This window comes from Neobacillus fumarioli NBRC 102428, assembly GCF_001591485.1.
Taxonomy (GTDB): domain Bacteria; phylum Bacillota; class Bacilli; order Bacillales; family Cytobacillaceae; genus Neobacillus; species Neobacillus fumarioli.
The window spans coordinates 1-26352 of sequence record NZ_BCUZ01000031.1; the positions used below are offsets into that span (position 1 = coordinate 1).

General features: G+C 38.9%; 31 protein-coding genes. 21 read left to right on the plus strand and 10 right to left on the minus strand.

Features of this window, described 5'->3' with window-relative positions:
- Positions 1 to 31: 31 nt before the first annotated feature.
- On the minus strand, positions 32 to 217 hold the full coding sequence (locus tag BFU02S_RS07250; RefSeq protein WP_066368566.1) for a hypothetical protein: 186 nt from the start codon (positions 215 to 217) through the stop codon (positions 32 to 34).
- A gap of 471 nt (positions 218 to 688) precedes the next feature.
- Here BFU02S_RS07250 and spxA point away from each other — a divergent pair, with 471 nt between their 5' ends.
- The 8 genes from spxA to pepF all read left to right on the plus strand — a co-directional run bounded on the left by spxA (position 689) and on the right by pepF (position 10607).
- Positions 689 to 1084 carry a transcriptional regulator SpxA gene (spxA, locus tag BFU02S_RS07255; RefSeq protein ID WP_066368569.1) on the plus strand — a complete coding sequence of 132 codons (396 nt, stop codon included), beginning with the start codon at positions 689 to 691 and terminating at the stop codon, positions 1082 to 1084.
- A 312-nt stretch (positions 1085 to 1396) separates the two neighbouring features.
- Positions 1397 to 2062: an adaptor protein MecA gene (gene mecA, locus BFU02S_RS07260; protein WP_066368571.1), complete on the plus strand. Its 666-nt coding sequence runs from the start codon at positions 1397 to 1399 to the stop codon at positions 2060 to 2062.
- 307 nt (positions 2063 to 2369) lie between these two features.
- Entirely contained in the window at positions 2370 to 3881 is a 1512-nt protein-coding gene (gene cls / locus BFU02S_RS07265; RefSeq protein WP_066368572.1) for a cardiolipin synthase, read from the plus strand.
- 636 nt (positions 3882 to 4517) lie between these two features.
- On the plus strand, positions 4518 to 5249 hold the full coding sequence (locus BFU02S_RS17265; protein WP_235842003.1) for a hypothetical protein: 732 nt from the start codon (positions 4518 to 4520) through the stop codon (positions 5247 to 5249).
- A gap of 30 nt (positions 5250 to 5279) precedes the next feature.
- Positions 5280 to 6020: a hypothetical protein gene (locus tag BFU02S_RS17270; protein ID WP_235842004.1), complete on the plus strand. Its 741-nt coding sequence runs from the start codon at positions 5280 to 5282 to the stop codon at positions 6018 to 6020.
- 11 nt (positions 6021 to 6031) lie between these two features.
- Entirely contained in the window at positions 6032 to 7240 is a 1209-nt protein-coding gene (locus BFU02S_RS07285) for a sialidase family protein (protein WP_066368575.1), read from the plus strand.
- 214 nt (positions 7241 to 7454) lie between these two features.
- On the plus strand, positions 7455 to 8654 hold the full coding sequence (locus BFU02S_RS07290) for a competence protein CoiA (protein WP_066368577.1): 1200 nt from the start codon (positions 7455 to 7457) through the stop codon (positions 8652 to 8654).
- 132 nt (positions 8655 to 8786) lie between these two features.
- Positions 8787 to 10607: an oligoendopeptidase F gene (pepF, locus tag BFU02S_RS07295; RefSeq protein WP_066368579.1), complete on the plus strand. Its 1821-nt coding sequence runs from the start codon at positions 8787 to 8789 to the stop codon at positions 10605 to 10607.
- Between the two features lie 37 nt (positions 10608 to 10644).
- Here pepF and BFU02S_RS17820 read toward each other — a convergent pair whose 3' ends face one another.
- From BFU02S_RS17820 to BFU02S_RS07305, 4 genes are all read right to left on the minus strand, one after another.
- On the minus strand, positions 10645 to 10794 hold the full coding sequence (locus tag BFU02S_RS17820; protein WP_501193341.1) for a hypothetical protein: 150 nt from the start codon (positions 10792 to 10794) through the stop codon (positions 10645 to 10647).
- 342 nt (positions 10795 to 11136) lie between these two features.
- Positions 11137 to 12006: a ClpXP adapter SpxH family protein gene (locus BFU02S_RS07300; protein WP_235842005.1), complete on the minus strand. Its 870-nt coding sequence runs from the start codon at positions 12004 to 12006 to the stop codon at positions 11137 to 11139.
- Complete coding sequence (locus BFU02S_RS16670; protein WP_157075873.1) at positions 11999 to 12142, minus strand: hypothetical protein; 144 nt, start codon at positions 12140 to 12142, stop codon at positions 11999 to 12001. The genes BFU02S_RS07300 and BFU02S_RS16670 overlap by 8 nt, the downstream gene beginning before the upstream one ends.
- A 170-nt stretch (positions 12143 to 12312) precedes the next feature.
- Positions 12313 to 12903 carry a CYTH domain-containing protein gene (locus tag BFU02S_RS07305; RefSeq protein WP_066368584.1) on the minus strand — a complete coding sequence of 197 codons (591 nt, stop codon included), beginning with the start codon at positions 12901 to 12903 and terminating at the stop codon, positions 12313 to 12315.
- A 113-nt stretch (positions 12904 to 13016) separates the two neighbouring features.
- Here BFU02S_RS07305 and BFU02S_RS07310 point away from each other — a divergent pair, with 113 nt between their 5' ends.
- From BFU02S_RS07310 to BFU02S_RS07325, 4 genes are read left to right on the plus strand one after another with little or no spacing between them, the layout of a single operon-like run.
- The gene (locus BFU02S_RS07310) at positions 13017 to 13376 is read left to right on the plus strand and encodes a UPF0738 family protein (RefSeq protein ID WP_066368587.1); all 360 of its coding nucleotides are present in this window, start codon (positions 13017 to 13019) and stop codon (positions 13374 to 13376) included.
- Positions 13377 to 13387: 11 nt separating this feature from the next.
- Positions 13388 to 14026: a GTP diphosphokinase gene (gene yjbM / locus BFU02S_RS07315; RefSeq protein WP_066368589.1), complete on the plus strand. Its 639-nt coding sequence runs from the start codon at positions 13388 to 13390 to the stop codon at positions 14024 to 14026.
- 34 nt (positions 14027 to 14060) lie between these two features.
- Positions 14061 to 14855: an NAD kinase gene (locus BFU02S_RS07320; RefSeq protein WP_066368591.1), complete on the plus strand. Its 795-nt coding sequence runs from the start codon at positions 14061 to 14063 to the stop codon at positions 14853 to 14855.
- 44 nt (positions 14856 to 14899) lie between these two features.
- Positions 14900 to 15772 carry an RluA family pseudouridine synthase gene (locus BFU02S_RS07325; RefSeq protein ID WP_066368626.1) on the plus strand — a complete coding sequence of 291 codons (873 nt, stop codon included), beginning with the start codon at positions 14900 to 14902 and terminating at the stop codon, positions 15770 to 15772.
- 21 nt (positions 15773 to 15793) lie between these two features.
- Here BFU02S_RS07325 and prpE read toward each other — a convergent pair whose 3' ends face one another.
- Complete coding sequence (prpE, locus tag BFU02S_RS07330; protein ID WP_066368593.1) at positions 15794 to 16534, minus strand: bis(5'-nucleosyl)-tetraphosphatase PrpE; 741 nt, start codon at positions 16532 to 16534, stop codon at positions 15794 to 15796.
- A 148-nt stretch (positions 16535 to 16682) separates the two neighbouring features.
- Between prpE and fabI the strand changes: the two genes are divergently transcribed.
- Both fabI and BFU02S_RS07340 read left to right on the plus strand, forming a co-directional pair.
- Positions 16683 to 17456 (plus strand): enoyl-ACP reductase FabI, encoded by a 774-nt coding sequence (gene fabI, locus BFU02S_RS07335; RefSeq protein ID WP_066368595.1) that lies wholly within the window; start codon positions 16683 to 16685, stop codon positions 17454 to 17456.
- Positions 17457 to 17564: 108 nt separating this feature from the next.
- Entirely contained in the window at positions 17565 to 18056 is a 492-nt protein-coding gene (locus tag BFU02S_RS07340) for a CotO family spore coat protein (protein ID WP_066368597.1), read from the plus strand.
- Positions 18057 to 18095: 39 nt separating this feature from the next.
- Here the strand turns inward: BFU02S_RS07340 and BFU02S_RS07345 are convergent, their stop codons facing one another.
- Positions 18096 to 18614, minus strand: coding sequence for a CotY/CotZ family spore coat protein (locus BFU02S_RS07345; RefSeq protein WP_066368598.1), 519 nt, complete (start codon positions 18612 to 18614; stop codon positions 18096 to 18098).
- Between the two features lie 125 nt (positions 18615 to 18739).
- On the opposite strand from BFU02S_RS07345, the gene BFU02S_RS07350 reads away from it, so the two are divergent.
- The 7 genes from BFU02S_RS07350 (at position 18740) to spoVIF (ending at position 22347) form a co-directional block, all read left to right on the plus strand.
- A complete protein-coding gene (locus BFU02S_RS07350) occupies positions 18740 to 19096 on the plus strand; it encodes a DUF1360 domain-containing protein (RefSeq protein ID WP_066368601.1) in 357 nt (118 codons plus the stop codon).
- Between the two features lie 292 nt (positions 19097 to 19388).
- Positions 19389 to 19856, plus strand: coding sequence for a YhcN/YlaJ family sporulation lipoprotein (locus tag BFU02S_RS07355; RefSeq protein ID WP_066368607.1), 468 nt, complete (start codon positions 19389 to 19391; stop codon positions 19854 to 19856).
- Between the two features lie 16 nt (positions 19857 to 19872).
- Positions 19873 to 20349 (plus strand): stage V sporulation protein AC, encoded by a 477-nt coding sequence (gene spoVAC / locus BFU02S_RS07360; RefSeq protein WP_066368608.1) that lies wholly within the window; start codon positions 19873 to 19875, stop codon positions 20347 to 20349.
- Entirely contained in the window at positions 20350 to 21369 is a 1020-nt protein-coding gene (spoVAD, locus tag BFU02S_RS07365) for a stage V sporulation protein AD (protein ID WP_066368610.1), read from the plus strand.
- A 9-nt stretch (positions 21370 to 21378) separates the two neighbouring features.
- Positions 21379 to 21735, plus strand: coding sequence for a stage V sporulation protein AE (spoVAE, locus tag BFU02S_RS07370; protein WP_066368612.1), 357 nt, complete (start codon positions 21379 to 21381; stop codon positions 21733 to 21735).
- A 107-nt stretch (positions 21736 to 21842) separates the two neighbouring features.
- Positions 21843 to 21962: a YjcZ family sporulation protein gene (locus BFU02S_RS16330; RefSeq protein WP_084361024.1), complete on the plus strand. Its 120-nt coding sequence runs from the start codon at positions 21843 to 21845 to the stop codon at positions 21960 to 21962.
- 127 nt (positions 21963 to 22089) lie between these two features.
- On the plus strand, positions 22090 to 22347 hold the full coding sequence (spoVIF, locus tag BFU02S_RS07375) for a sporulation-specific transcription regulator SpoVIF (RefSeq protein WP_066368613.1): 258 nt from the start codon (positions 22090 to 22092) through the stop codon (positions 22345 to 22347).
- 18 nt (positions 22348 to 22365) lie between these two features.
- Here the strand turns inward: spoVIF and BFU02S_RS07380 are convergent, their stop codons facing one another.
- The 3 genes from BFU02S_RS07380 to BFU02S_RS07390 all read right to left on the minus strand — a co-directional run bounded on the left by BFU02S_RS07380 (position 22366) and on the right by BFU02S_RS07390 (position 26110).
- Positions 22366 to 24657 carry an ATP-dependent helicase gene (locus BFU02S_RS07380; protein ID WP_066368618.1) on the minus strand — a complete coding sequence of 764 codons (2292 nt, stop codon included), beginning with the start codon at positions 24655 to 24657 and terminating at the stop codon, positions 22366 to 22368.
- Between the two features lie 103 nt (positions 24658 to 24760).
- Positions 24761 to 25270: a YjcG family protein gene (locus BFU02S_RS07385; protein WP_066368619.1), complete on the minus strand. Its 510-nt coding sequence runs from the start codon at positions 25268 to 25270 to the stop codon at positions 24761 to 24763.
- A 117-nt stretch (positions 25271 to 25387) separates the two neighbouring features.
- Complete coding sequence (locus tag BFU02S_RS07390; RefSeq protein ID WP_066368620.1) at positions 25388 to 26110, minus strand: alpha/beta hydrolase; 723 nt, start codon at positions 26108 to 26110, stop codon at positions 25388 to 25390.
- Positions 26111 to 26352: the final 242 nt, after the last annotated feature.

Sequence of the window (26352 nt, forward strand, 5' to 3'; positions counted from 1 at the left end):
AAGGCTGATCAAGGCGCTTGCGCTTTTCTTATTACTGTCTTTTACCGCCTACGGCCTTCCAGCCGGCTTGGAATTTGGCGTTTTGATGAACATATTTATTGCGGTGTTTTCCGCCAAATACTTTTTCACCTAAACTATTTACCAGAACACCCATTACAGCTGTAATCCCAATGATCAACACAGCCACAACCCCTAAATCTGCTATATAAGTTCCCATCAAAACCCCTCCATTCATAAAGATCCTATATCTTTATTTTAAAAGATGCATTTCATTAAAGAAAGGAAAATAAAAAAATAATGAATACGTTTTCGTTTAAACATTAAATTCAAATGGTTGATAGTAAGAATATATGAGAATGTAAAGATTACATTGACCAAAAAATGTGAGTGAAAATGAAAATTTTTTTTGTGAGCATCAAGATGTAAAAATGAAAAATAACTGAAACTTTTCTTCATTTTATTCGTCTTATATAATGAATTTATTTTTGCATCAGTTTGGCTTGGTCAATATTTTTTTGAAAAAAGGATACCTTTTTTAGAAGTCGTGGTGTATAATAAATAACATAAATTCCTTATTTGTAATAATTTTAATTATAGATTGAATGATTTACATTTTACTTTGCGTTTATCTCTATATATTGGATTATAAATAAATTGATTGTAAAAGGAAGAGGAGTGTGAAGACAAAATGGTAACATTATACACTTCACCAAGTTGCACATCATGCCGGAAAGCAAAATCATGGTTAGAAGAGCACGAAATTCCATACAAGGAAAGAAATATCTTTTCTGAACCTTTAACAATGGAGGAGATCAAAGAAATCCTTCGTATGACTGAAGATGGAACAGACGAAATTATTTCAACAAGATCGAAAACATTTCAAAAGCTGGACGTGAACTTGGACACGATGCCGCTTCAAGATTTATTTAAATTAATTAAAGAGAATCCGGGTTTGCTGCGCCGCCCAATCATTATTGATGAAAAGCGGCTTCAAGTTGGGTATAATGAAGATGAAATTCGCCGTTTCTTGCCTAGAAAGGTCAGAACATACCAACTGAGGGAAGCACAGCGGATGGTTAATTAAAAACATAAGGCCTCTTGATCGGAGGTCTTTTTTGTATATTATTGGGGATAAATTGGTATTGCCTTATAAAATAAAATGTTATAAAATTGATTAACCTTAGGGGTAATTTCAAGTGAAATTTGGAGAAACTAGGCATTATAATGGTTTTTCCGATTTTTAGATTTTTTATTTCCCTTATTATTGCTTTTATCATAAAATGAAAGTACAAAAGTACTTCATTTTATCCCTAATAAAAGGATAAATACTAAAAGGCATAATCTGCTTGGGGGTATTTTGTCCCTTCAATATGGATAATGGAAGGGAGAGAGTATAATGGATATTGAACGCATAAATGAAAATACAATTAAATTTTATATTTCTTATGTTGATATAGAAGAAAGAGGCTTCGACCGTGAAGAAATCTGGTATAACCGGGAGCGGAGTGAAGAACTTTTTTGGGAAATGATGGATGAGGTTCATGAAGAGGAAGAGTTTATTGCTGAAGGTCCTTTATGGATTCAAGTCCAGGCTCTTGATAAGGGGCTAGAGATTCTTATCACGAAAGCCCAGTTGTCAAAGGATGGCCAAAAGTTTGAACTTCCTATTCCGGTTGACAAAATGAAAGATCTGCCTGTGGATGAGAAAATTGAAGATCTTTTAGACCAGCATTTTAATTCGGACTATGATGAAGATGAATTATTGCCGGAAGAAGGTCTGGAATTTATTCTTGCGTTTAAAGATTTTGAGGATGTGATCAGTCTCTCTAAACGTGAAGGCTTGGACCATTTAGTAACAAAACTATATTATTTTGAGGGAAAATACTACCTATATACAGAATTCCCTGAAGAGTTATTCGCTGAAGATGATATTGATGATATCTTAAGTATTTTACTTGAGTACGGGTATGAAACACAGTTAACGATTCATCGGATTCAAGAATATGGAAAAGAAATCATTGCAAGCGATGTTTTTGAAGTGATCAGGAAACATTTTAGCTAAGAACAGCCGATTTCAATCTGAAATCGGTTTTTGTTTGATAAAGAAAAACGCAAGCGCCTTGGTCAGGCTGCCTGCTTCTCCGAATCATCCTCCTTGTAGACATGTGACGAGCTGAACAAAAACCTCTTCGAATAAGCTATGGCGCAGGAGTACATAATGAGGGGATAGGCGCTCCGCCTAAAAGCTATCGCTTTTAGGCGTGCGATGCTGATGCTGTCGAAGCATTTCTTGTGGAGCTGGAAAATTTTCGAAGTCAAAATTTATACTTTCTTACCTTTTAAAAAAACACTAAGCGGGGTGGAGGACAATGAAAAACACAGTAAGGGTTATTCTTTTTTTAATTGTTCTCTCCATACTTTTGTTTCTATTTCGCAACAGGTTGGAAAGCGGTGTACTCGGATTTTTTAGTGTCATCATGACGCTGTCTGTCATTTTAATTGGGTTTGTGATCTTCTTGGAAAATCGCCATCCAACCCAAACCATTACGTGGCTGGTTGTCTTAGGCGGCTTTCCGCTGGTTGGATTTATCTTTTATTTACTATTTGGAAGAAATTATCGTAAAGAGAGAATGTTCCGGAAGAAATATTTCCTTGATAAGCAGGCATATTTAACTGTTGAGGGCGATCGGGACCCAAGGGGTGAAGAAAAACGGAAGCTGCTTAGAGAACACCAGGGAAGATTATTTAATCTAGCACAAAAATTAGGCCACAGTCCGATTTCTTTTAATACCGCAACAAAAGTATTAACAAATGGAGAGGAAACCTTCAGTCATATTATTGAAGAATTGAAACAGGCAAAACATCATATTCATTTAGAATATTATATTGTTCGGCATGATCGAATCGGAAATGAAATTAAGGATATTTTAATTGAAAAAGCACAACAAGGTGTAAAAGTCCGCTTTATGTTTGATGCTGTAGGTTCATGGCAGCTAAAAAAGTCATACATAAATGAACTGAAAAACGCCGGTATTGAAACGGTTACTTTCGGGCCGGTAAAGCTTCCATTTTTGAATAATAAATTTAATTTCCGCAATCATCGTAAAATCATTGTTATTGATGGGAGCGTAGGTTTTGTAGGTGGGTTAAATATTGGTGATGAATATTTGGGGCGTAACAAAGGCTTTGGTTTTTGGCGGGATACCCATTTAATGTTGAAAGGGGAAGCAGTTAGATCTCTGCAGCTTATTTTTCTTCAAGATTGGTATTATATGACGAATCATAGTTTTTTGACGGATGAATATTTATCACCGGTACTTGATCATAAAAACCATGGAGGCGTGCAACTGATCCCTGGCGGTCCTGATAATGAATGGAGTGTTATTAAAAATATTTTCTTCTCGATGATTACTTCAGCCAAAAAATCTGTGTGGATTGCATCTCCTTATTTCATACCTGATGAGGATATCTTTTCCGCATTAAAAATTGCAGCACTAAGCGGGATTGATGTGAGACTCCTTATGCCTAATCGGCCTGACAAACGAATTGTTTTTCATGCCTCAAGATCGTATTTTCCAGAGCTGCTTGAGGCAGGAGTAAAGGTTTATGAATATGAACGAGGATTTATGCATAGCAAAATCATTATTGTTGACGATGAACTTGCCTCGATCGGAACAGCTAATATGGATATGCGCAGTTTCCATTTAAATTTTGAAGTAAATGCGTTTTTGTTTCGTACCAATAGTACGCAGGAGTTGGTGGAAGAATATTTACACGACCTTGAATATTCAAAACAAATTGATCTGAAAACTTTTTCCCAGCGCCATTTTGGTTTTCGCCTTTTAGAATCCACATCAAGATTATTATCTCCTCTTTTATAGATAGAAAAGCCCGTCTAAGTGACGGGTTTTTTCTTTTGCGTAGATCAAGCCTGAAGAATCATACTACAGAATGCGGAAATCGAGCTAAAGAGGGGAGTTGTCCACACACATCTACCATTCATTCATATATTATAGAAAAACTCTAAAGAGGTGTTCTTTTTATGGCTTTAACTACTGGCATCATTACGAATACAGGAGTTAATCCTGCAACGAATATTGTAATTAATATTGACAACGATAATCTTAGTTTTTCATCGAACGTTGTTTATCATATTTATGTATGGAATAGTTCGGTAAGTAAATCGCTGGTTTATGCCAATTTTTACTGACGATCTTTGCGAATTCAAGTCAAATTCTTAGTTTCAACATCGCTGGTAATTTTGCTTATGAGGTTCAATTTCTAGTTACTGGGCAAATTCCAACAGATACCGTCATCACTGTATTTGGAACGGATTCATCCGGAACCGTTATTCCTTATCAAAAAGTATTGCAACAACAGCTTACGCAAATTGCGCAACTCAACCCATAAGTGGGTGTAAAATAACCATGGCAAATGTACAAATCTCTCCAAGTACTAGTAGCCAATTTTCCCCCTCCATTGCGGTAAATTGGCTAAATCCCTCGGTAATGGTTGTGGTGGCTATAGATTTTAGGACAGGATCGCCGAATATTGGAGTGTACAAGTCTATGGATGCAGGCGTAACATGGACTACGACGTTACTCCCGTTATCAACCGGATTTATTGGCATAGAGTCACCACAGATTGATTATATATTTCCTAGTTCATTCGTTATCGCAGCACGCGCCTTTGATCCTAACGGTCTTAGTGGTACTATCGTGACCTATACGTCCACAGATAACGCTTCATCGTTTGGACCGCCTGTCATTGTAAACCAAGGGTTTGGCCAGTTTATCAATGACGAACAGGTGATTGTTGTCAGTGATAAAGCCGGATCCAGCCCGTTTTTTGGAAATATTTACACCTCATATATACACGGTTACAACACACAGTTTGTACCGGGAAATACAATATTCTTCAATCGCTCCAAAAATTTAGGAAATACGTTCTTTGATCCAATTCTTCTTTCTTCCGTCAATGAATTTGAAGAATTCCCTGGAATAGCCATTACCTTAAATGGAATTATTATCGTAGGATGGATTACGCAGCATCCTGGTTCAAGCGAATTTAACACGACTATATCACAAGATGGAGGGGCAACATTTGGAAGTGAAACCATGGTTGCCTCGGTCGTTGTTCCACCATCGCCACTACCAGGATACCAATTCAGATGTTTGACATCCCCATCTCTGGCGGGGGATATCTCAAATGCACCTGCAACGCGAGGAAATGTCTACGCAGTATGGTAAGACTATCGAGAAGGTTATTCTGATATCTTTATGTCAATCTACACCAACTTTGGTGTAGATTGGAGTACACCGAAACCCATTGCAAACAGTCCGGTAGGATCTATGAGCTTTTTCCCGGCCTTCACCGTCTCCCCTTCGGATGGGACAGTGTATGTTTCTTATTACACCAATCGTGTAGATCCCCCTAATATTGACGTGTTTCTTGCTACATCTAGGGATGGGGGAAAAACGTTTACAAACACCCGCATGACGACGACTTCGTTTAGTTTCTCAAACCTTTCTTTCGTTGGGGATTACATTGGAAATGCGATTGTCCCTCAGACGAACCGTCTGGTATCCGTTTGGACAGACACTCGGACAGGGATTGAAAACATCTGGTTTGGCGATAACCAAGGTGTTGGTTTCACGCCTTTAACAACCGGCATCATTACGAACACAGGAATGGCTCCTGCATCGAATCTTATGATTAGCATTGATAACAATAATCTTAGTTTTTCATCTAACGTTGTTTATCGTATTTACGTATGGAATAGTTTGGTGAGTAAATCCCTGGTTTATGCCAATTCCCTAAATATGAATGCGAACACTAGTCAAATGCTTAATTTTGACATCGCTGGTAATTCTGCTTATGAGGTTCAATTTCTAGTTACTGGACAAGTTCCAACAGATACAGTTATCAATGTATTCGGAACGGATTCATCCGGAAACGTCATTCAGCATGAGAAAGTGTTACAACAACAACTCACTCAAATTTTACAACTCAATCCATGAGAGGATGAAATATGGTAAATGTACAAATTTCACCAAGTGCTAGTAGCCAGTTTGAACCATCTATCGCTGTAAACTGGCTAAACCCCTCCATTATGGTTGTAGTGGCAGTAGATTATCGGACAGGATCGCCGAATATTGGAGTGTATAGGTCAATCAATGCAGGCGTAACATGGATTACGACGTTACTTCCGTTACCAACCGGATTTACTGGCATCGAGTCGCCACATATAGATTATATATTTCCTAGTTCATTTGTAATCGCAGCACACGCCTTTGATGATACCGGCAGTGGTTCGGTAGTGACCTATACGTCTACAGACAATGCATCTTCGTTTGGACCGCCTGTTATGGTGAACCAAGGGTTTGGAGAGTTTGTCAATGATGAACAGGTAATTGTTGTTAGTGATAAGGCCGGATCTAGCCCGTTTTTTGGAAACATTTACACTGCTTATACACATGATTATAGTATGTTATTACCTGGTAATACAATTTTCTTTAATTGTTCCCAAAATTCAGGTAATTCTTTCTTTGATCCAGCACTTCTTTCTTCCGTTAATGAATTTAAAGAATTCCCTGGGATTGCCATTACCTTAAATGGAATCGTAATCACAGGTTGGATTGCCCAGTCTGGTTCAAGCTCATTTAACACGATTACATCACAAGACGGTGGGGCAACATTTGGAACTGAAACCCAGGTAATACCGGTTGTTGTTCCACCATCGCCACTACCAGGATACCAGTTTAGGTGTTTTACATACCCATCTCTGGCGGGGGACATCTCAAACACACCTACAACACGGGGAAATGTTTACGCAGTATGGCAAGATTTTCGAGAAGGTTATTCCGATATCTTTATGTCGGTCTCCACAAACTTTGGCGTAGATTGGAGTACACCGAAACATATTGCAAATAGTCCGGCGGGATCTCAGAACTTTTTCCCCGTCATTACTGTTTCCCCATCAGATGGGTCGGTGTATGTTTCCTATTACACCAATCGGGTAAATCCACCTAATATTGACGTTTTTCTTGCCACATCCAGGGATGGAGGAAAGACATTTACAAACACTCGCATTACGACGACTACGTTTAATGTCGTAGGTATTCCTTTAATTGGGGACTATATTGGAAATGCGATTGTTCCCCAGACGAACCGTCTGGTATGCGTTTGGACAGACACTCGGACAGGACTTGATAACATCTGGTTTGGAGATAACCAATAAACTCCTACAAAGGGGACATATTTTAGGAAGAGTCTTGTAAGATAGAGGGTCTGTCTATAAAGACAATTTTCATATGTAAAATGTATTGAAATCAAAACCCGAGAATGTTGAGTTAACGGCATTCTTGGGTTTTGCTTATTCTAGTATTTTTATTAAGTTAAAAGGATTTATAAAAAGAATGTCGAATATTTACGTATAGAAAGGAGGAGGTTAGTTGTTAACGGCAATAACAAAAACAGGAAAGAAAATTTGCCTTGCCTACAATTACAACAAAGCAACGCTTGTACACTTAAGAAATCACGAAGAGTTTCTCTGTCCTGTATGTGGGGAAGATGTTACGCTGAAATTAGGAAATGAACGGATATTTCATTTTGCACATAAGCGGGGCGGAACGTGTCTTGAGTGGTACGAGAACGAAACCATGAGCCATGTGGAGGGGAAACGTCAGCTTTATCAGTGGCTTAACCGCCAGAAAATCTCAAGTGTTTTGGAATTCTTTGATAAAAGAATTCAGCAGCGGCCCGATATTATGTTTAAGCTTCATGAAAGGAAATTTGCGTTAGAGTACCAATGTTCCGTGATTCCAGAGGATGTATTTATCAAAAGAACAGAAAATTATTTGCAAAATGGATACATTCCGCTTTGGATTCTTGATGCTAAACATCTTCACATAAAAAAGCGTAATCTTATTTCACTATCAAACTTTCACTACTTCTTTCTGCGCTCTTCCTATACTGGATCATTTTTTATTCCTTGCTATTGCCCCGAGCAGCAACATTTCCATCTTTTAAAATCAATTGTACCTGTTTCAACTAAAAATGCCCTTTGTGAAATTATTACCGTTCCACTTCAGATGATCCACATAGAGAGTTTCTTTGAAATTTCATCGGTTCATCAGTTCAATCTAATTGATTGGAAAAAGGAGCTTGATCATTTTCTGTTTAATTGGTCAAGGTATGTAAACTCTAGGCAGAAATCGTTCCTTCATGAAATCTACACAAACAATCTTAATCCCATTCTATTTCCTCCTGAAATCGGTCTGCCAGTTTCCCGTTCTATATTTATTCAAACTCCTCCAGTCATTTGGCAAACTTATTTGTTTTTAGATGTTCTCGCTCACAAGGAACCGAATGACATCATTACCGTAAAAGAAATAAGCCATCAATTTCATAAAAGAATGCAGCGAAAAGAGATTGCCATTAGAACGTTGCCGCAGATGGCAAATGCCAATCCACTTGTTCCTGTATTGGAGTACTTTGGACATTTGGAACAGCTAGGGATCGTAAGAAGAAAAAATGCTACTGTATTTCAAGCTCAGCGAAAACTTATCATCCCTAGGACAAATCGCGAGAAGGAAGAGGCAAAGGAGCGATTTTTCAAAAAAGACGCAGGACTTTTGCAAATCTTTAAATGAAACCATTGGATTGGGCATAATATAGAAGGATCTCTTGAGTTCTTTTCACTGATTTTGAAGGAAATGAGCTGCCATTAGAAGAATATAAATATTACAGGCTCTTTATAACAAATTAGAAGTGGAGGAAAGAAGATGGCAAATGAATCCGCTATAAAATCACTACCAGCAAGAAGTGAAATTCCTGTAGAAGAAACATGGAGATTGGAAGATATTTTTTCTACGGATGAAGAATGGGAAAAGGAATTTCAAGAGGTAAAAGGATTAATTCCAAAAGTTAAAGAATTTGCAGGCAAGCTTGGAGAAAGTGCTGATATTCTTTATCAGGCACTAACATTTCAAGATCAGCTGTTGGAGCGGATTGGCAAGCTGTATACATATTCTCATATGCGCTATGACCAAGATACGACAAATTCGCATTATCAGGGTATGGATGATCGGATGAAGAATTTATACTCACAGGCTGCGAGTGCCTTGGCATTTATTGTCCCGGAAATTCTCGCTATTGATGAAAACAGGGTCAAAAGCTTTTTGGACGAAAAACAAGAATTAAAGTTATACGAACACGCCCTGGACGAAATTAATCTGCAGCGTCCGCATGTATTAAGTGCCGAACAGGAAGCGCTGCTCGCGGAAGCCGGCGAGGTTATGAATGCTTCGAGCAATACCTTTGGAATGCTGAATAATGCCGATTTACAATTTCCGTCCATCAAGGATGAGAATGGCGATGAAGTGGAAATTACTCATGGCCGTTATATCCGTTTCCTTGAAAGCAAAGATCAAAGAGTAAGGCGCGATGCCTTTAAGGCCGTTTATCAAACCTATGGCAATTTTAAGAATACCTTTGCAAGTACGTTAAACGGGAATGTCAAACGAAATAACTTTAATGCTAGAGTCAGACATTATCAATCAGCCCGGCATGCAGCCCTATCGGCAAACAATATTCCAGAGTCTGTATATGATAATCTGATAAGTGCTGTAAATGATAATCTCCATTTATTACAGCGCTATGTTAAGCTTCGAAAACAAGTTTTAGGACTTGACGAGCTGCATATGTATGACTTGTATACTCCACTTGTAAAAGATGTGAAAATGGAAATTAAGTATGATGAAGCGAAGGAGCTTGTTTTAAAAGGCTTGGCGCCATTAGGAGAAGAATATGCAAAGGTGCTTAAGGAAGGCTTCGAAAATCGCTGGGTAGATGTTCATGAAAATAAAGGGAAACGAAGTGGTGCCTATTCTTCGGGTGCTTACGGAACCAACCCTTACATTTTATTGAACTGGCAGGATAATGTGAATAACTTGTTTACGTTAGCTCACGAATTTGGCCATTCTGTTCATAGTTACTATACACGAAAAACTCAACCCTTTCCGTACGGGAACTATTCGATCTTTGTTGCTGAAGTGGCTTCTACCTGCAATGAAGCTTTGCTCAATGATTATCTATTAAAAAACGTTGATGAGGAAGGAAAGAGGATTTATCTGTTAAATCACTATTTAGAAGGCTTCAGAGGCACCGTATTCCGCCAAACGATGTTCGCGGAATTTGAGCACATGATTCATCAGAAGGCACAAAATAATGAAGCATTAACAGCTGAATCTTTAACAAGAGATTATTATGAATTAAATAAAAAGTATTTCGGTGAACAGGATATTGTGATAGATGAGGAAATTGGTTTGGAGTGGGCGCGTATTCCACATTTCTATTACAATTATTATGTTTACCAATATGCAACGGGATTCAGTGCAGCTACTGCTTTAAGCAAGCAAATTTTAGAAGAAGGAGAGCCGGCAGTAAAACGTTATCTGGATTTTCTAAGTGCAGGCAGTTCGGATTATCCGATTGAGGTGCTGAAGAAAGCCGGGGTTGATATGACGAGTGCTCAACCGATCCATGAGGCTTGTAAAGTATTTGCTGAAAAGTTAGCTGAATTAGAACAATTATTACTGGATTAATTGAAAACGGGGATGACTGCCATTAGTCAATCCCGTTTTAAAATCCTTTAAATTTTCTTTTCTCATTAAACGAAAACACCATCATGAAAATAGAGACAAATAACAATGGAACACTAATGTATAGAGGAAAGATCTTTAATAATGCCAGAATGTGCAGAAAAAAAGCGATTAGAAAAAACAACAACATCAGGATGAAAGAAAGTTTTTTCACGGTAATAATTCCACCTTTATCAACGAGTTTTCCTTATCATACCTATGGCTAAATTCAAGTTTTTATGACTTTTTGACAATAATGTGAACTAAAGCACAAGTGTATTCCATTATGAACAGTACCATGCTATAGTAAATATGTGAAGTTAATCACAACAAACATATACCCCTTTGTTTGACCGTGAAAAATTTCTCCCATCCCTTTGTTTATGATAAAGAAAATGCCTTCTAGCCAAACGCTGAAGGCATTTTCTTTATTAATGTAAATGTGTTCAAAAAAATAGACAAATGTCGAATGTTTACAGGGTTCGACAATTGTCTATTTTTTGATATATCTCCAAAATGTCCCGTATTTAGCTGGTATTTGCTCCACCACTTGTTTTAAAAGCAGCTTTTTCATTTGCCTCTCGGTTTGAGATAGAGGCATATCATACACGACTGCAATTTCTTTTGAAGAGACAAATTTATAATTATTTAAAAAGTCTTCCAATGGTGGTGGAGATGCTTTGACGGGCTTTTCATCGAGCATTTCCTCAAGGATTTGCACATAGACATCGTAAGGGTATGCGCCGATGATTTTAATGCCTTCATCTTCCACATTTTCATTAAAAAAAACAAGTGTAGGCGTTTCATGAACATCCATCTCGGAGGTAATCTTTAAATCGCACTGAAGAGCCTTGGCCGTACTTTCAGAGTGAATATCATTGATAAACTCTTTAACATCAAGTCCGGCTCGTACTGCACAGTCTTTTAACACTTCAACGTCAGAAGCATTTCGCTTTTCCAAAAACAGTACTTCCTGAATCTGTCTTAAAAATCGAATACCGGCTCGTCTTCCTTGAAGTTCCGCCGCTTTTAGGGCAATCGAAACAATATAAGGTGCATGTCTTGAAGATTCAGACCTTGCTGCTCTGTCACATGACATCCGTGATCTGCCAGCGGTTTTCTCCTGAACATCCTTTATGCTTTCATAGGGTTTCTTCCTGCTTAGATTTAAATTAGCCAATTTCCCGCTTAAAACATGCTTTAAAGAGAAATAACGTCCATATTCAATATGCAGCTTTTTCATGATCGGTTCCAGCGCCAAACATTCGCGACACAAAGGATCAATAAACATATAAATTTCAATCGGTTTTTTATCCCCGCATTGACAATGCTGCTTAGGATTTTCTGACCATAAATTATTCAAAATCTTCACCAGGATTCCTAATAATATTTATTTTGTTAACGGCAACAGGGACTAGAAGACCAAAGAAAGTGTCCACAAGATGTTGTAGAGTTTCCTCCCCTAATCTAGCAAATGGTGTAAACTTTTCCACGATCATGTGACAACTCCTCTTCATGTCTATTGTATGTTTATTTTATCAATGACCCTTTCATATCTCAAATGAATTGCCTAGAACTGTCTTCGCATCATGATTAATGTATTCAAAGTATGTCCATCTTAATAGAAAAAAGCGGAAGCAGTCTTTAGAAATATATGCTTAAAAGGGAATTAATAACTATGATCGCTTTGACAGTACTTTTTGTCATAAAAGCGCTGAATTTTATTTTTTGTTTTACGTTCGGGAATTCGATAAAGTCTGAGGAGTTCATAGAAAACCTCACTGCCTTCTTTAAAGTTCTGGCACTCGAATTCCAATTCATAGTCTTCCTTATTCAAATAAAGGCTGTGATCGAGAACAAGTAAGCCTCCTTTATATTCAAGTTCTGCACGGTTTGTTAGTAATGATCCAAAATATTCGATTCTGGAAAACGGTATAGCCATGCTTTCAATTTTCGATTTAATTTCTCCTTCCGGCAATCTGCCTTGAAAGGCTTGCTTCGTTTCCTGAAAACTTAATTTCTGATTGGTTTCGAGAAGCCCATTCTTTAACGGCTGCTTTAAGGTCATCTCATAGTCATTATGTTTTTTTCGAATTCGCAATGCCGAACCTGCATGTTTTAAAGCAAAATCGGATGTATCAAAATAGTGATTTTCTTGTGAAAAAATCTGATCTTCCGTAATGTTAAAGGCATGCAAAAGCGTTTCATATTCGGCCTTTGTTAAGATATTTTTAAATTCAATTTCAAGATTTTGCGGCATTTAGGTCAATCCCTTCATGTTAATCATTCGTTATGTTATTTAGATTAACACATTCACTGGGAGAATCCGTTGAATTATGCTAAAATAGGATGGTAAAGTTGGAGGTAAATGACATGAAGAGAAGAATAAAAATTATTGACGCTAAATGTAATGAAAACAGGCTGTTTCTTCGAGTAGAGGATGACATAAACGGTTTAATCCCCGCTGAACAAATCCTTGTGGATTCTGACCATTTTTCCTTTATTTACTTAATGGAAGATCAAGATGATTATACATATATCGATATGCCTGAGCAAATTTGGCCCCAATTAAAGACAGCCTTGGTGAAAAAACTGCCAGTATGGATCGGTAAAGACAATCAGGAAATCGAACTGTGCGCATTTACAGATGAATTGGAGTATGTGCTGGGCAATATTAAGGGAAATAGTAATTATGGGCAGGAAATGGTCGAAAAAGCAGAAAGTATTTTTTAGAAGGTGAAATTATGAAGCATTGGGATCAATTTCTGGCTCCTTATAAGCAGGCAGTAGATGAATTGAAAGTGAAGTTAAAAGGACTTCGTGGCCAATTTGAGCTTGATTCCTCCAATTCGCCGGTTGAATTCGTAACAGGTAGAGTTAAACCGATTGCAAGCATTCTGGATAAGGCCAACCAAAAGGGAATACCGCTTGACAAATTGGAAGAAGAGATGCAGGATATTGCCGGAATTCGTATAATGTGCCAGTTTGTTGACGATATTCACCGAGTTGTCGAATTACTTAGAAACCGAAATGATTTTGAAATTGTGGAAGAAAGAGATTATATTTCCCATAAAAAGATCAGCGGATATCGTTCCTATCATGTGGTGATTCAATACCCTGTACAAACGATTCATGGGGAAAAGAAAATTCTCGCCGAAATTCAAATTAGGACGCTGGCAATGAATTTTTGGGCAACCATTGAACATTCATTAAATTATAAATATAAAGGTGCATTTCCTTCGGATATTAAAATGCGGCTCCAGCGGGCTGCAGAGGCCGCATTTCGCCTTGATGAAGAAATGTCGTTAATCCGCGGAGAAATCCAGGAAGCCCAGGCTTTTTTTACAAGAAAAAAAGAATTAAAACAGGAGCAAAAAAATTAACGGTGAAACGTTCCTGATATAAGGAGTTTAAAAAATGAAATTTGCGATTACATCAAAGGGAGATCAAAACTCTAATATTTTGATGCATAAAATGCGGACTTATTTGCTTGATTTTAATCTTACGTATGATGAGGATCAGCCTGATATTGTTATTTCCATCGGAGGAGATGGGACCCTTCTTTATGCTTTTCACCGTTATAGTAGCCGTTTAAGTAAGACGGCTTTCGTCGGTATTCATACAGGGCATCTTGGTTTTTATGCTGATTGGCTTCCGGAAGAAATTGAAAAGCTTGTAATTGCAATCGCCAAAACCCCTTATCAGGTAGTAGAATACCCGCTTCTTGAAGTGATCATCCGCTACAGTCATGCCGGAAAGGAATCAAGGTATTTAGCATTAAATGAATCGACCGTCAAAAGTGTTGAAGGGACCCTCGTTATGGATGTGGAAATACGTGGAGATCATTTCGAACGATTCCGCGGCGATGGACTATGTGTTTCGACTCCGACAGGCAGCACCGCCTATAATAAGGCGCTTGGCGGGGCCATCATCCATCCTTCCATTTCCGCCATTCAAATAGCAGAAATGGCATCCATCAATAATAAAGTGTTTAGAACCGTGGGTTCGCCGCTCATTCTGCCGGCCCATCATACATGCATTTTAAAGCCGGTCAATCGATCAGACTTCCAGGTGACAATTGACCATCTTACATTACTGCACAAGGATGTAAAATCGATTCAATTTAGGGTTGCTGAAGAGAAAATCCGGTTTGCTCGGTTCCGGCCATTCCCTTTCTGGAAAAGAGTCCATGATTCTTTTATTGATGATTAAGCCGGAGGGACGTAAATTTGACAGATCGATTTCAATTAAACTGGATGATTAATGACCAAAATGCCGGATTATTGATTAAGGATTTCCTAAAGCAAGAAGAAATATCACGTACAGCCCTAACGGATATTAAATTTCGAGGCGGAAAGATTCTTGTGAATAACAAGGAAGTCAATGTCCGCTACAAACTAGTAACCGGTGATTGTTTAACCGTTATTTTTCCGCTGGAGAGCCCGAGTGCCGGGATGATGAGTGAATATATACCGCTTTCCATCCTTTATGAGGATGAGTACATTATCGTGATGAATAAGCCTGCTGGCATGAATACCATCCCTTCCAGAGAGCATCCGACAGGCAGCTTGGCCAATGCTTTAATCGGCTATTACGAGAAACAAAGTTTGCAAGCCACTGCGCATATTGTCACAAGACTGGATCGAGATACATCGGGAATTGTTTTGGCAGCCAAACATCGTCATGTTCACCATTTGTTTAGCATGCGGCAAAGAGCTGGTATGGTGAAACGAACGTATGAAGCCTTTGCCGGCGGTTCCATTCACCAAGATCGCGGTACAATTGAAGCGCCAATTGGCAGGAAACAAGACAGTATCATTGAAAGAGAAGTCCGTGATGATGGGCAATATGCCTGTACCCATTATCGAGTGATTTCCAGGTTCTCCGGATTTACACACATCGAACTTAAGCTTGAAACTGGACGTACACATCAAATCCGCGTCCACATGGCTTATGTAGGGCATCCTTTGCTGGGGGATGACTTGTATGGCGGTGATCCATCAAGAATTCAAAGACAAGCCCTTCACTGTAAAAACATAACGTTTATCCATCCATTTTTCCATGAAGAGATGACTTTTTCAGCACCGCTTCCGCAGGACATGCAAGCAATATTAGAGGCGGACTCCTAATAGGTGGTCAGCCTCTATATTTTAGTCAAAATCTTTAAATTTTTCCAGTACATACGGCATGGAGGAAGGGACAGAAACTGTTTCCATTTCCGGATATCGAAGAGCCGTGAGTTTTCCGCCAAATACGGCACCGGTATCGATATTATACGTATTATGAATAATACGCGGCTCCTTGACCGGAGTATGGCCATATACAATGCTGGCTTCTCCGTTATAGTGTTTCGCCCAGTCTCTTCTTACTGGGGTACCGTCAGGATGCTTTTCTCCAGTTATATCTCCATAAAGCACAAAGGTTTTTACTTTTGAGTTGTTTTTGCCGATTAAATCTTGTTTAATTCCCGCATGGGCAATGATTAATCTTTGCTGATCGAGCACTAAATATAGTGGGGCAGATTCATACAGGTCGATAAATTTTTGGCGAATCGAACGTTGTTGATCGTGATCTAATGATTCATATTCAGCAACGGTTGTTTCAAGCCCGTGTGCAACTTGTACTTTATTCCCGAGAAAAAAACGATATAATTTATTACAATGGTTTCCGGGTGTGTAGTAAGCCAGTTTCTTTCCAAGGACAAGATCCCAAACTGTTTCGATTACTTGAAGTGACTTAGGTCCACGATCTGTTAAATCGCCGACAAACCCAAGCACTCTGCCTTCAGGATGAAGGGGAATTCCGGTTCCCCAATCATAGCCAAGTTGAGTGGTGAGCTCTTTAAATTCTTTAAAACAGCCATGAATATCTCCAATTATATCTATTTTCAAAGGTTACCCCCCTTTTTCTTTTTTTAGTTTTCGTATGAAAGGTTGTTTTTATGAAGCGTACAAATCAGGCTCCTTTTCATTTTTACAAAATTAGTGTAGAATTAGTACCAGTTACTAATATCTCGTATTATTTCAGGAGGAATTTTTCATTATGATCTCTTTAGCTGGAAAAACATTTGTCGTTATGGGCGTTGCTAATAAACGCAGTATTGCGTGGGGGATTGCCCGCTCATTGCATAATGCCGGAGCCCGCTTAGTGTTTACATACGCAGGGGAACGGCTTGAGAGCAGTGTACGTGAATTAGCCAACTCATTAGAAGCAGAGGGCACATTGGTATTGCCATGTGATGTTACAAGTGATGAGGCCATTGCGAAATGTTTTGCGGAAATTAAAGAAACAGTTGGAACCATTCACGGGATTGCGCACTGTATCGCTTTTGCAAAGACAGAAGAATTAAAAGGCGAATATATGAATGTTACACGGGATGGTTTCTTATTAGCACAAAACATCAGCTCCTATTCTTTAACCGCTGTTGCGAAGGAAGCCCGCAGTTTGATGACAGAAGGAGGCAGTATTGTAACTCTTACTTATTTAGGAGGGGAGCGCGTACTTCCAAACTATAATGTCATGGGTGTGGCAAAAGCTGCATTAGAAGCAAGTGTCCGCTATTTGGCTTCTGACCTTGGCAAAGAAAATATTCGCGTAAACTCCATTTCAGCCGGACCAATCCGTACATTATCAGCCAAAGGAATAAGTGATTTTAACTCCATTTTAAAAGAAATTGAAGAAAGAGCGCCATTAAGAAGAACAACTACTCCTGAAGAAGTTGGCGACACTGCGGTATTTTTGTTCAGTGATCTTTCACGCGGAATTACCGGAGAAAATATCCATGTTGATTCCGGTTACCATGTCCTAGGTTAATGAAAAAGCTTGCATTTTATGCAGGCTTTTTGTTTTGTCCAATGTTAACGACGATAGGCTGTTTGCATACATATAAAGTGTAAATAAATGATCATGGAGGTGGAATCCGTGTCTAACAATAGAAGCCAAGGACCATTATTATATATTGATCAGCCCTTTTCTAGGCCTCCTGCCGCGCTTAATATGCAGGAAGTCTATACGAACAAGAGTGAATTAAAACAGTCAGGGTTTGAACAAATGTTAGAACCCAAAGGCAAGAGAAAAACAAAAAAGGGAGAACAACAGGAGCCTGTACAAATGGAACTCTCCAATCAGCCGCCAGATGAAGCAGTTTCTCATCAAGAAAAAAGGCATTCCTCATTTAAACGAGTAAAACCGTTTAGAGAAATGAACTTAACAGAAAGATTGGAATACTTGCTCCATTTCCCAAAGGCTTTGCCCCCTGTTCCATGTATTTTTTATACCGCAGATCAGAATCACCAAGGATACTTGGCAAATTTCGCAGATGATCAGGTAACCATCCAATTTCCAGACCAGACGACAATCACCATACCTGTTTCACAATTAAACAATGTAATGATGATTGGAATTAAAAGTTAAAAAATAAAAAGGCCAGCCGTTTTCCGACTGGCTTATTTTTTAGCGTGAACTGCAAATTCCTAAATCGACATCAGCGATACATTGAACTGCACAGAAGCAGCTTAGATCTACTGTTACACAATCATTGCTAGCACGGAAGCGTTCTACTTGGCAAACTCTAGTAAGGTCAACACAGCATCTGTCTCCGCTCGAAACAAGATTCACCGGGGTGAAGGTTCCGCCTTCCCTGCGTCCAGGGACTAAAACACGAAGTGTTGCACAGCAATTATCGAAAACCTCTTCTACGCGGAAGAAGATCGATACGCAAGCATTCATTTCATTGCTGAAAAATGCATGAAACGGAGTGCCATCCGCATTTTTTAATACAAATACGCGAGTATCTACTGGATCTCTTCTTGTCGGTGATACAAGGGAACCAAGCGGTTCATTAAAACAGCTGGTACATTCAGCACATTCTGTTGGACTAACAGCAGCTTCCTGGATTTCTTTTATCGCACGAACAACTTCACATACACAGTTGCCGCCGCTATTATAATCATTGTGTTTTCCACAACCCATTTATTTTTCCTCCTTAATCCGTGGTATATCTTACATTACTAACATATTTCACAAGACCCCTATGGGTTACGGACAATTGCCTCTTTTGCCAAAATTAGGCTAATTCAATGAAAGGACAGTTATGTATGAAAATAACTTTGATAAACTTGATTATTTTGTCCCTTGCTAGCTTCAGGCTGACAAGACTGATTGTCTTTGATAAAATTACAGAATTTATACGCGAGCCCTTCTTTGACGAAGTTCAAGAGGAAAATTCTGAAGGGCAAATGGAGATTTATTATCTACCGAAACAAGGAAGGATCAAAGGGTTTTTCGGGGAACTTCTCAGCTGCTATTGGTGTACAGGTATTTGGTGTGCCACAGTGATTGTGGTATTTTATTATCTTTTTCCAGGATGTGCCGCTCCCATTTGTCTAATTCTTGCCGTTAGCGGAATAGCTTCGATACTCGAAACCATTGTCCAGTATTATGTTGAAAAATAGTGGTGAGCCTTGAGACAAGATTTATTTTATTGTCATATTTATATAGTAGGGAAAGAAAGAGGGAGAGACAAAAGTGATCAAGAAAAATGAAAAGAGACAGACTAAGAAGGTTTTCCAGCCGTCAAAGCCAATTAAGAAAAAAGGCTGCGGCTGCGGGAAAAAGACAAATAAATAAAAGAAAACTGCCTGGTGAATTACCAGGCAGTTTTCTTTATTAGTCATAATTTCTGCGATTGTCGAAAAAACTATATGGTGTGAATGATAGTAAAATCTTGAAAAGGGAAGGAATTTTATGCGCAAAATTCGTTCATTTACTGTAATGGTTTGCCTTGTATTGCTTACATCTTGCAGCCAAAATCAAACAGCCAAAAACAGCCAGCTGGCGCTTATCAAAACAACCAACCCTTCCCCGGTGATTACGGATAAAAGTGTGAAGCGTAACCATGTGGAAGCCATCAAGAAGGATGTAAGCTCCTTTCCGCAAATATATGATGTCGCGGTCATAAAAGGAAAAAAAGGCACACTTATTTCCTATAAGGTAAAGCATTTGTACCGATTTCGTATGAAACAGATTGAAAAAGATATTACGAAAATGCTGGAGAAAAAATATCCGAAAGAAAACTTCACAGTGTCCAGCGACTATAAAATCTTTCTCGAAACAGTAAGACTGGATGAGAAGATAAAATCGGGGAAAATATCCAAGAAAAAGGCTGAGAAACGCTTACAGGAACTAATTAAAATGACGGAAGATATTAAGTAAGAAAGGAAGAATCAACATGGCGAGCAACCAAAAAAAAGTGACGCCTCAGCAGAAAAGCTATCAGCACCTGCAGCAAAAACATGAAATCAAAAGGCCTATATTAAAAAACTGTATTAAAGCATTTTTTGTTGGCGGCATTATTTGTGTTGTCGGCCAAGCCATCACATACTTTTATATTTATTTCTTTAATTTTACGGAACAAAGCGCCGGCAATCCAACGGTTGCCACGATGGTGTTTTTATCCATGCTGCTTACCGGATTTGGGGTGTATGACCGGATTGGACAGTTTGCCGGTGCCGGAAGTGCTGTTCCTGTTACGGGATTTGGCAATGCTGTTATTTCCGCGTGTATTGAGCATCGAACCGAAGGGTTTGTGCTAGGTGTCGGGGGGAATATTTTTAAGCTGGCGGGGTCTGTCATTCTCTTTGGGGTCTTCTCAGCTTTTGTCGTTGCATTGATTAAAACACTGTTAACGATGTGGGGGGTTATCTAATTGTTAAAAGGGCATCAATCATGGGTATTCCATAACCGGCCAATGATCACAGCAACAGGCGTTACCGGCGGCCCCTTTGAAGCCAATGGGAAATTGGCGAATGATTTTGACTTACTATACGAAGATCTATGGATGGGGCAGGAGTCTTATGAGAAAGCCCATCGGATTTTGCTGGAAGAAGCCATTAAAATTACGTTAAAAAAAGCAAATCTTCATAAAGAAAAGGTCCAGTTTTTATTTGCAGGTGATTTAATCAATCAAATTACCCCTTCAAGTTTTGCAGCCAGAACCATGCAGATTCCTTATTTTGGTTTATTTGGAGCCTGCTCTACTTCGATGGAAGGGTTGGCTTTGGCATCTTTTGTTGTCAACTATCAAGGGGCAAAATATGTCATCACCGGTGCCTCCAGTCATAACGCAGCCGTTGAGAAACAATTTCGTTATCCTACTGAATATGGGGGACAAAAGCCTCCGACAGCACAATGGACGGTAACAGGCGCTGGAACGGCATTATTGCAGCCAAATGAACCGGGAATGAACCATCCAGTAACAACAGCCGCAACGATCGGCAAGGTCATCGATATGGGGTTATCCGATCCCTTCAATATGGGCGGAGCTATGGCTCCCGCTGCTGCGGATACTATCATGGCTCATTTTCGTGATCTTGAGCTCGATCCTTCGTATTATGACCTCATTGTGACTGGTGATCTTGGGCGGATTGGCCATGATACAGCTTTTGAGCTGCTAAATAAAAGCGGTCTTAAGCTTGAACGCAAGCAATTCCAGGATTGCGGCTTATTAATTTATAAAAGCAATCAGCCGGTCCAATCCGGCGCAAGCGGTGCGGGATGCTCGGCAACTGTTTTATACGGACATTTATTAAATGAACTGAAAAAAGGGAAATATAAGAGGATATTAGTAGTGGCAACGGGAGCTTTGTTGTCGCCACTTTCTTTTCAGCAAAATGAAACGATACCGTGTATCGCCCATGCTGTTGCAATTGAGATGAATGAGAAATGAGGTGATGAAATGCTCGCAATGTATTTTTGGGCATTTGTAGTTGGCGGGTTAATTTGTGTAATCGGACAGCTATTATTTGATGTGGCGAAACTGACGCCAGGACATACATTAAGTTTACTGGTTGTTGCGGGTGCAATATTGGATGGCTTTGGCTTATATGAACCATTAGTTGATTTTGCTGGAGCAGGTGCGACGGTTCCAATCACAAGTTTCGGAAATTCTCTCGTCCATGGTGCACTTCAAGATGCCCAGGAACATGGAATTATTGGTGTTTTGACAGGAATGTTTCAAGTAACAAGTTCTGGTATTTCCGCAGCAATCATTTTTGGTTTTATCGGCGCATTGTTGTTTAAGCCTAAAGGATAAATGCTCATTTTTTATTCTATTGCTGATATGGTTGGAGTGTGCCTATACACTTCATTTTGGGGTTTCATATGTTAATAATGAGATTACCAAAGTGAGGTGAAAAGTATATGTGCTTCGGAGGTTGTTTCGGATACGGCTACGGCGGCGGTTTCGGCTATGGCGGCGGTTTCGTACTAATCGTCGTATTGTTTATTCTTTTAATCATCGTAGGTGCAAGCTGGTATTAATTTACTGATAGCTTGACGTGGGAAGGGTTGGTCAAAAATTGGCCAGCCTTTTCTTTGTATACACCATCACCATTTACGTTCCCCTTCATACAATAAAGTAGTTTATGAAGGAGTGTGAGTATTCATCATGGATAATGGTTTCTTTAAAAATATAGAAAAGAAAACCGGCGTAAATATGAAAGACATTTTTGATTTAGCTAATTCATTACAGAATGCAAACTTTAAAGACGAAAAAACCGTACGCGGTGTCATTAAAAAAGTAGCACAGCTTGCCAACAAACCTGTAAGCAAAGAGTTGGAAGACCAGATTGTGAAAAGCATCATTCAAGATAGCAAAAGCATTGATTTCAATACAATTAACAAAATGCTGAATAACAAGAAATAAAGGGAAAGGCCATTTTCTCTACTTGAGAATTGGCCTTTTTTCTTTATTTAAAGCTTTAAGAAATCTTGAAGGGTGAGCTTTCTTCCCCCGACGATACTCAGGAACAGAAATAAACAGCCGTAAGCGCGCTCTTGTCATTGCTACATAGAACAGTCTTCTCTCTTCCTCCAGTGCGGAAAAATCACCATTTCGATAAGAATCTAACGCAAAGTCATGAGGAAGACTGCCATCTACGGCACCGATAAGATAAACATTCTGAAATTCAAGTCCTTTCGCCCGGTGAATCGTACTAAGAGTAATAGCTTCAGAGAAATGTTTGCTTAATTTTTTGATTTCCTTATTCATAGACGACATATGTGCGGCATGTGATAAGAATGCGGAAATGGTTGGAAAGTTTTTCACTGCCACCTTCAAGTCTTTAAGGTCATCAGACCCTTTTTCTAATTGATTGGATTCATTCCCGCGTTTCTTCAGGAAATCGAGAAAACCAATATCTTTTTCAATTATATCAAGCGCCATTATGGGGGATAAATCTTTTAACTTGCGAATTAGGGAAACGCACCTTTTCACTTTCTTTTCTTGAAATGCATGCGGAGTCTTAATTTGTGCAAGTGCTTCAAGCAAAGTGCAATCCATAAGAATACTATTAGCTTTTATACTTTGCAGCGCTGATTGTTTTAGAAACAAGATTGGCAGAATATCACATAGACTTTGCGGATCATCCTCGTTTACGCTTAATTTGAGAAAAGACAAAGCAACTCTTACAATATAGCGGTCATAGAAAGAATCTGAATCCATTTTAAAAGGAAGGTTGGATGTTGCCAGCCGTTCAAATATGGCCCTGGAACCGGCATTGGTCCGATAAAGAATCGCAAAGTCGGAAGGGTTCTCCCCTTGGGATATTCGTTCTTGAATATCGGTTAAGATCATCGTTGCTTCTTCCTCTTCATCATAAGGGAAAAATAGAAGCGGCAGCTCCCCAGATGAAAATTGTGCCCGCATTCTTTTGGCTTTTCTTAAGCGATTTTCCGCAATCATTTCTCCTGCCGCCGTAACAATCTCATGGGCGGAACGATAATTTTGTTCAAGAATAATGAATTTAGCAGATGGAAAGTCCGTTTCAAAATCCAGTAGAAAACTAGGATCACTACCGCGGAAAGAATAGATAGCTTGATCATCATCCCCTACACCACATACATTTTTATGTTTTCCTGATAATAGTTTGATAAGTTCATATTGTACTTTATTAATATCTTGAAATTCATCAATCAAAAAATAGTGAAATCGTTCTTGATAATATTCCAGTAATGATGAGGAGGATTTTAACAGCTGGTAGCAGCCAATCAGCATATCATCAAAATCAAACAATCCTTCACCAGCTTTTCTTTCTTCATACTTTTTATATAAAAGGGCTGTTTGCTCTTCCCATTCGGTTGCAGGCTTAACTTCATTCGGAGAGAGATGTGAGTTTTTCCAAAAACCGATTTGTTGAAGTGCCAAATCGTAAGCAAATTCTTTTTCGGATAAATCGAGCTCTTTTCCGGCTTCCTTTAAGATTTTTTCGCGCTGCCAGTCTTTTTTCAATAGCTTGTCCGAAGCCCAATTCTGTGGTTCATGAAATAATAGAATGCGATAAAAAATGCTGTGAAATGTTCCTGTCACGAGTCGATGAACGTGTTCCCGTTTAATTTTAGGATAAGATAACAGCCGGTGTTTCATTTCATTAGCAGCCTTTGCTGTGAACGTGACGAGCATGATGGAACGCGGATCGATCTTTTTTACTTCGAGCATATAGGCGGTTCTTGCTGTTAACACCCGTGTTTTACCGCTGCCGGCCCCGGCAAGAACGAGCAGGGAACCTTCTGTTTCCGTAACGGCAGCAACTTGATTTTCATCCAGCACAATTCCTGCTTCTGCCAGCAGCTGTATGTATCCTGAAGTATTTTCCGTCAAAACCAAATTTTCATACGTAAACGGAATTTTGTATGTTATTCTTTTGGCAGGTTTGAAATGGTCTAACTCTTTTGTCGTTGCCGTAATCGCTCTTCCTTTAGGTATTTTAAAACCATTTTGTTCAATATAATCTATTGGCTTTGCCGGCACGTTTGCTTCCGGGCAGTGTTTATCGGGTGATTGAGTATGAAAAAAATAAGGGAATTCCGTTTGGATTCCCAATTTTAACTGAACGTGTTCCCGGCAAATGGGACATGTTAATTCTCCGTTTTTTCCAGCTATATATATTTTTTGTAAATCAGCGCGATTGATATGCTCAAGAGAGAGCAAATGATCGTTATACACAACAGTTTTCATTTAGTTAACCTCGATATAAAAAAATAACACATGATAATCATACCAAAATGAAAGGGCAATAAAAAGCACACTCCAAAATATAATTGGAATGTGCTTTTTATACTTATTTTCCAAGGCGGAATGTTTCATATACAGTCCAAGAATCGTTATCTAACTGGTAAAGCAGATGGAAGCGGTCTACAGTTTCTTCATGTTCTATTTTTTTCATCCGAAGCTGCCCGTAAACATCTGAATACTCTTCATTGGACAGATTTTGTCCGATGGTGATATGCGGGACAAACGCGTATTCTTGTTCTTGTCCAATGGATTCTTGATTGATATCGGACTGTAATTTGACAAGTTCTTCTGTTGGTTCAATTTTTAAATAAATAACATTATTAACAGGGTAAAAAGAGCTGATTTTCGTTGTTTTTAAAGAGATTTCATTCGTATTGCGGGCGATTTCTCGTAATTTTTCGGCAAATTCTTTTGCTTCCTCTTCTGTTGCTTCAAAAGCACTTTTCAATGTGAGGTGTGGAGGAATTAAGGCATAGTGGGAGTCGTAACGTTTTCGATAAGAATTAGCCAAATCTTGAAGTTTTTTTGATGGAAAAATGACAACGCCAAATTTCATTGTAATACCTCCATTATTAGTTCATTCAACAAGTTCTTATCTTGCAGAAATGAATAGCTTTCTTGCTATTATAACAAATATTCGAAATTTATGAAATCATTTGCTCGATTAAAAGACTTAAAACATTATTTTAAGAGCACGTCGCAAATCTGGCTGCCAATAAGTCCATGTATGGGTTCCATTAAACTCTTCATAAAAATAGGTAAACGATTTTTTAGAAAACTCACGAGAAAGAGCACGGTTTGGTGTTAAGAAATCACCGATCTTACCATCAGTCATTTTGACTTCCGTCTCTTTTGTCCCGATGACATGATAGATTTCCAGCAGTTCCGGCTGTGTGAAATTTCTGACCGATTCTATGATTCGATTGTCCGTATAAGGAGATTGCATAATCACTTTGCCAAATGTATGCGGATACTCGAGTGCCGTCATTAATGATACGCATGCACCAAGTGAATCCCCGATTAGCGCTCTTGAAGATCCCATTTGATAGGTTGGAAATTCCTGATCAAGGAAGGGAACTAATTCATGAGCAAGGAAACGGATGTATTGCTTATACTGTGCTCCATCAGGATGATATTTCCGGCGGCGGTCCTCTACCGTTTTATAGGGTACCCCAATGATGATCAAATTCTCTACTTCTTTTTCATAAAGAAGTTCATCAGCCAGACGGCCGATTCTGCCCAGTTGAAAATAATCGCGCCCGTCTTGGGCAATTAACAATGAATATTTATATAGAGGAGAAAAATTTGCCGGAAGGTAGACCAATAACGTCATTTCCTCATTAAGTTCATTGCTGTAAAAGGTAAGTTCTTGAATTGTTCCTTTTGGATATTCCATAGTTGAAAAAACCCCCAAAGTTCGACTGAATATAAGATTATTCTAACATAACATGAAAGGATTTGCTTCCAGGAAGGAGTGTATGGGGGTATAAAAGCTAGTGAAGGTTTCGTATGGTTCCTTGTGTTTCTGGCATGATGTATAAAATATTTTCCCGTTTAAAAGTGCGGATTTGTTTTCTCATTAGGCAATAAGCGCGAATATGAGACTGTCGATTAACTATGAGTAGGAATATTACGGAG

What these genes read in the sequence shown, in the direction of transcription:
- BFU02S_RS07325 (WP_066368626.1), top strand. Translation starts at nt 14,900, where the DNA reads ATGATTAATGACCAAAATGCCGGATTATTGATTAAGGATTTCCTAAAG.
- BFU02S_RS17270 (WP_235842004.1), top strand. Translation starts at nt 5,280, where the DNA reads ATGTCAATCTACACCAACTTTGGTGTAGATTGGAGTACACCGAAACCC.
- BFU02S_RS07310 (WP_066368587.1), top strand. Translation starts at nt 13,017, where the DNA reads ATGAAGAGAAGAATAAAAATTATTGACGCTAAATGTAATGAAAACAGG.
- spoVIF (WP_066368613.1), top strand. Translation starts at nt 22,090, where the DNA reads ATGGATAATGGTTTCTTTAAAAATATAGAAAAGAAAACCGGCGTAAAT.
- yjbM (WP_066368589.1), top strand. Translation starts at nt 13,388, where the DNA reads ATGAAGCATTGGGATCAATTTCTGGCTCCTTATAAGCAGGCAGTAGAT.
- BFU02S_RS07350 (WP_066368601.1), top strand. Translation starts at nt 18,740, where the DNA reads ATGAAAATAACTTTGATAAACTTGATTATTTTGTCCCTTGCTAGCTTC.
- BFU02S_RS07355 (WP_066368607.1), top strand. Translation starts at nt 19,389, where the DNA reads ATGCGCAAAATTCGTTCATTTACTGTAATGGTTTGCCTTGTATTGCTT.
- BFU02S_RS07305 (WP_066368584.1), bottom strand. Translation starts at nt 12,903, where the DNA reads ATGCCGCAAAATCTTGAAATTGAATTTAAAAATATCTTAACAAAGGCC.
- BFU02S_RS07385 (WP_066368619.1), bottom strand. Translation starts at nt 25,270, where the DNA reads ATGAAATTTGGCGTTGTCATTTTTCCATCAAAAAAACTTCAAGATTTG.
- spxA (WP_066368569.1), top strand. Translation starts at nt 689, where the DNA reads ATGGTAACATTATACACTTCACCAAGTTGCACATCATGCCGGAAAGCA.
- pepF (WP_066368579.1), top strand. Translation starts at nt 8,787, where the DNA reads ATGGCAAATGAATCCGCTATAAAATCACTACCAGCAAGAAGTGAAATT.
- spoVAC (WP_066368608.1), top strand. Translation starts at nt 19,873, where the DNA reads ATGGCGAGCAACCAAAAAAAAGTGACGCCTCAGCAGAAAAGCTATCAG.
- BFU02S_RS07250 (WP_066368566.1), bottom strand. Translation starts at nt 217, where the DNA reads ATGGGAACTTATATAGCAGATTTAGGGGTTGTGGCTGTGTTGATCATT.
- BFU02S_RS07390 (WP_066368620.1), bottom strand. Translation starts at nt 26,110, where the DNA reads ATGGAATATCCAAAAGGAACAATTCAAGAACTTACCTTTTACAGCAAT.
- BFU02S_RS16670 (WP_157075873.1), bottom strand. Translation starts at nt 12,142, where the DNA reads ATGATCGTGGAAAAGTTTACACCATTTGCTAGATTAGGGGAGGAAACT.
- BFU02S_RS07345 (WP_066368598.1), bottom strand. Translation starts at nt 18,614, where the DNA reads ATGGGTTGTGGAAAACACAATGATTATAATAGCGGCGGCAACTGTGTA.
- spoVAE (WP_066368612.1), top strand. Translation starts at nt 21,379, where the DNA reads ATGCTCGCAATGTATTTTTGGGCATTTGTAGTTGGCGGGTTAATTTGT.
- BFU02S_RS07380 (WP_066368618.1), bottom strand. Translation starts at nt 24,657, where the DNA reads ATGAAAACTGTTGTGTATAACGATCATTTGCTCTCTCTTGAGCATATC.
- BFU02S_RS16330 (WP_084361024.1), top strand. Translation starts at nt 21,843, where the DNA reads ATGTGCTTCGGAGGTTGTTTCGGATACGGCTACGGCGGCGGTTTCGGC.
- cls (WP_066368572.1), top strand. Translation starts at nt 2,370, where the DNA reads ATGAAAAACACAGTAAGGGTTATTCTTTTTTTAATTGTTCTCTCCATA.
- BFU02S_RS17820 (WP_501193341.1), bottom strand. Translation starts at nt 10,794, where the DNA reads ATGTTGTTGTTTTTTCTAATCGCTTTTTTTCTGCACATTCTGGCATTA.
- BFU02S_RS07285 (WP_066368575.1), top strand. Translation starts at nt 6,032, where the DNA reads ATGGTAAATGTACAAATTTCACCAAGTGCTAGTAGCCAGTTTGAACCA.
- BFU02S_RS07320 (WP_066368591.1), top strand. Translation starts at nt 14,061, where the DNA reads ATGAAATTTGCGATTACATCAAAGGGAGATCAAAACTCTAATATTTTG.
- mecA (WP_066368571.1), top strand. Translation starts at nt 1,397, where the DNA reads ATGGATATTGAACGCATAAATGAAAATACAATTAAATTTTATATTTCT.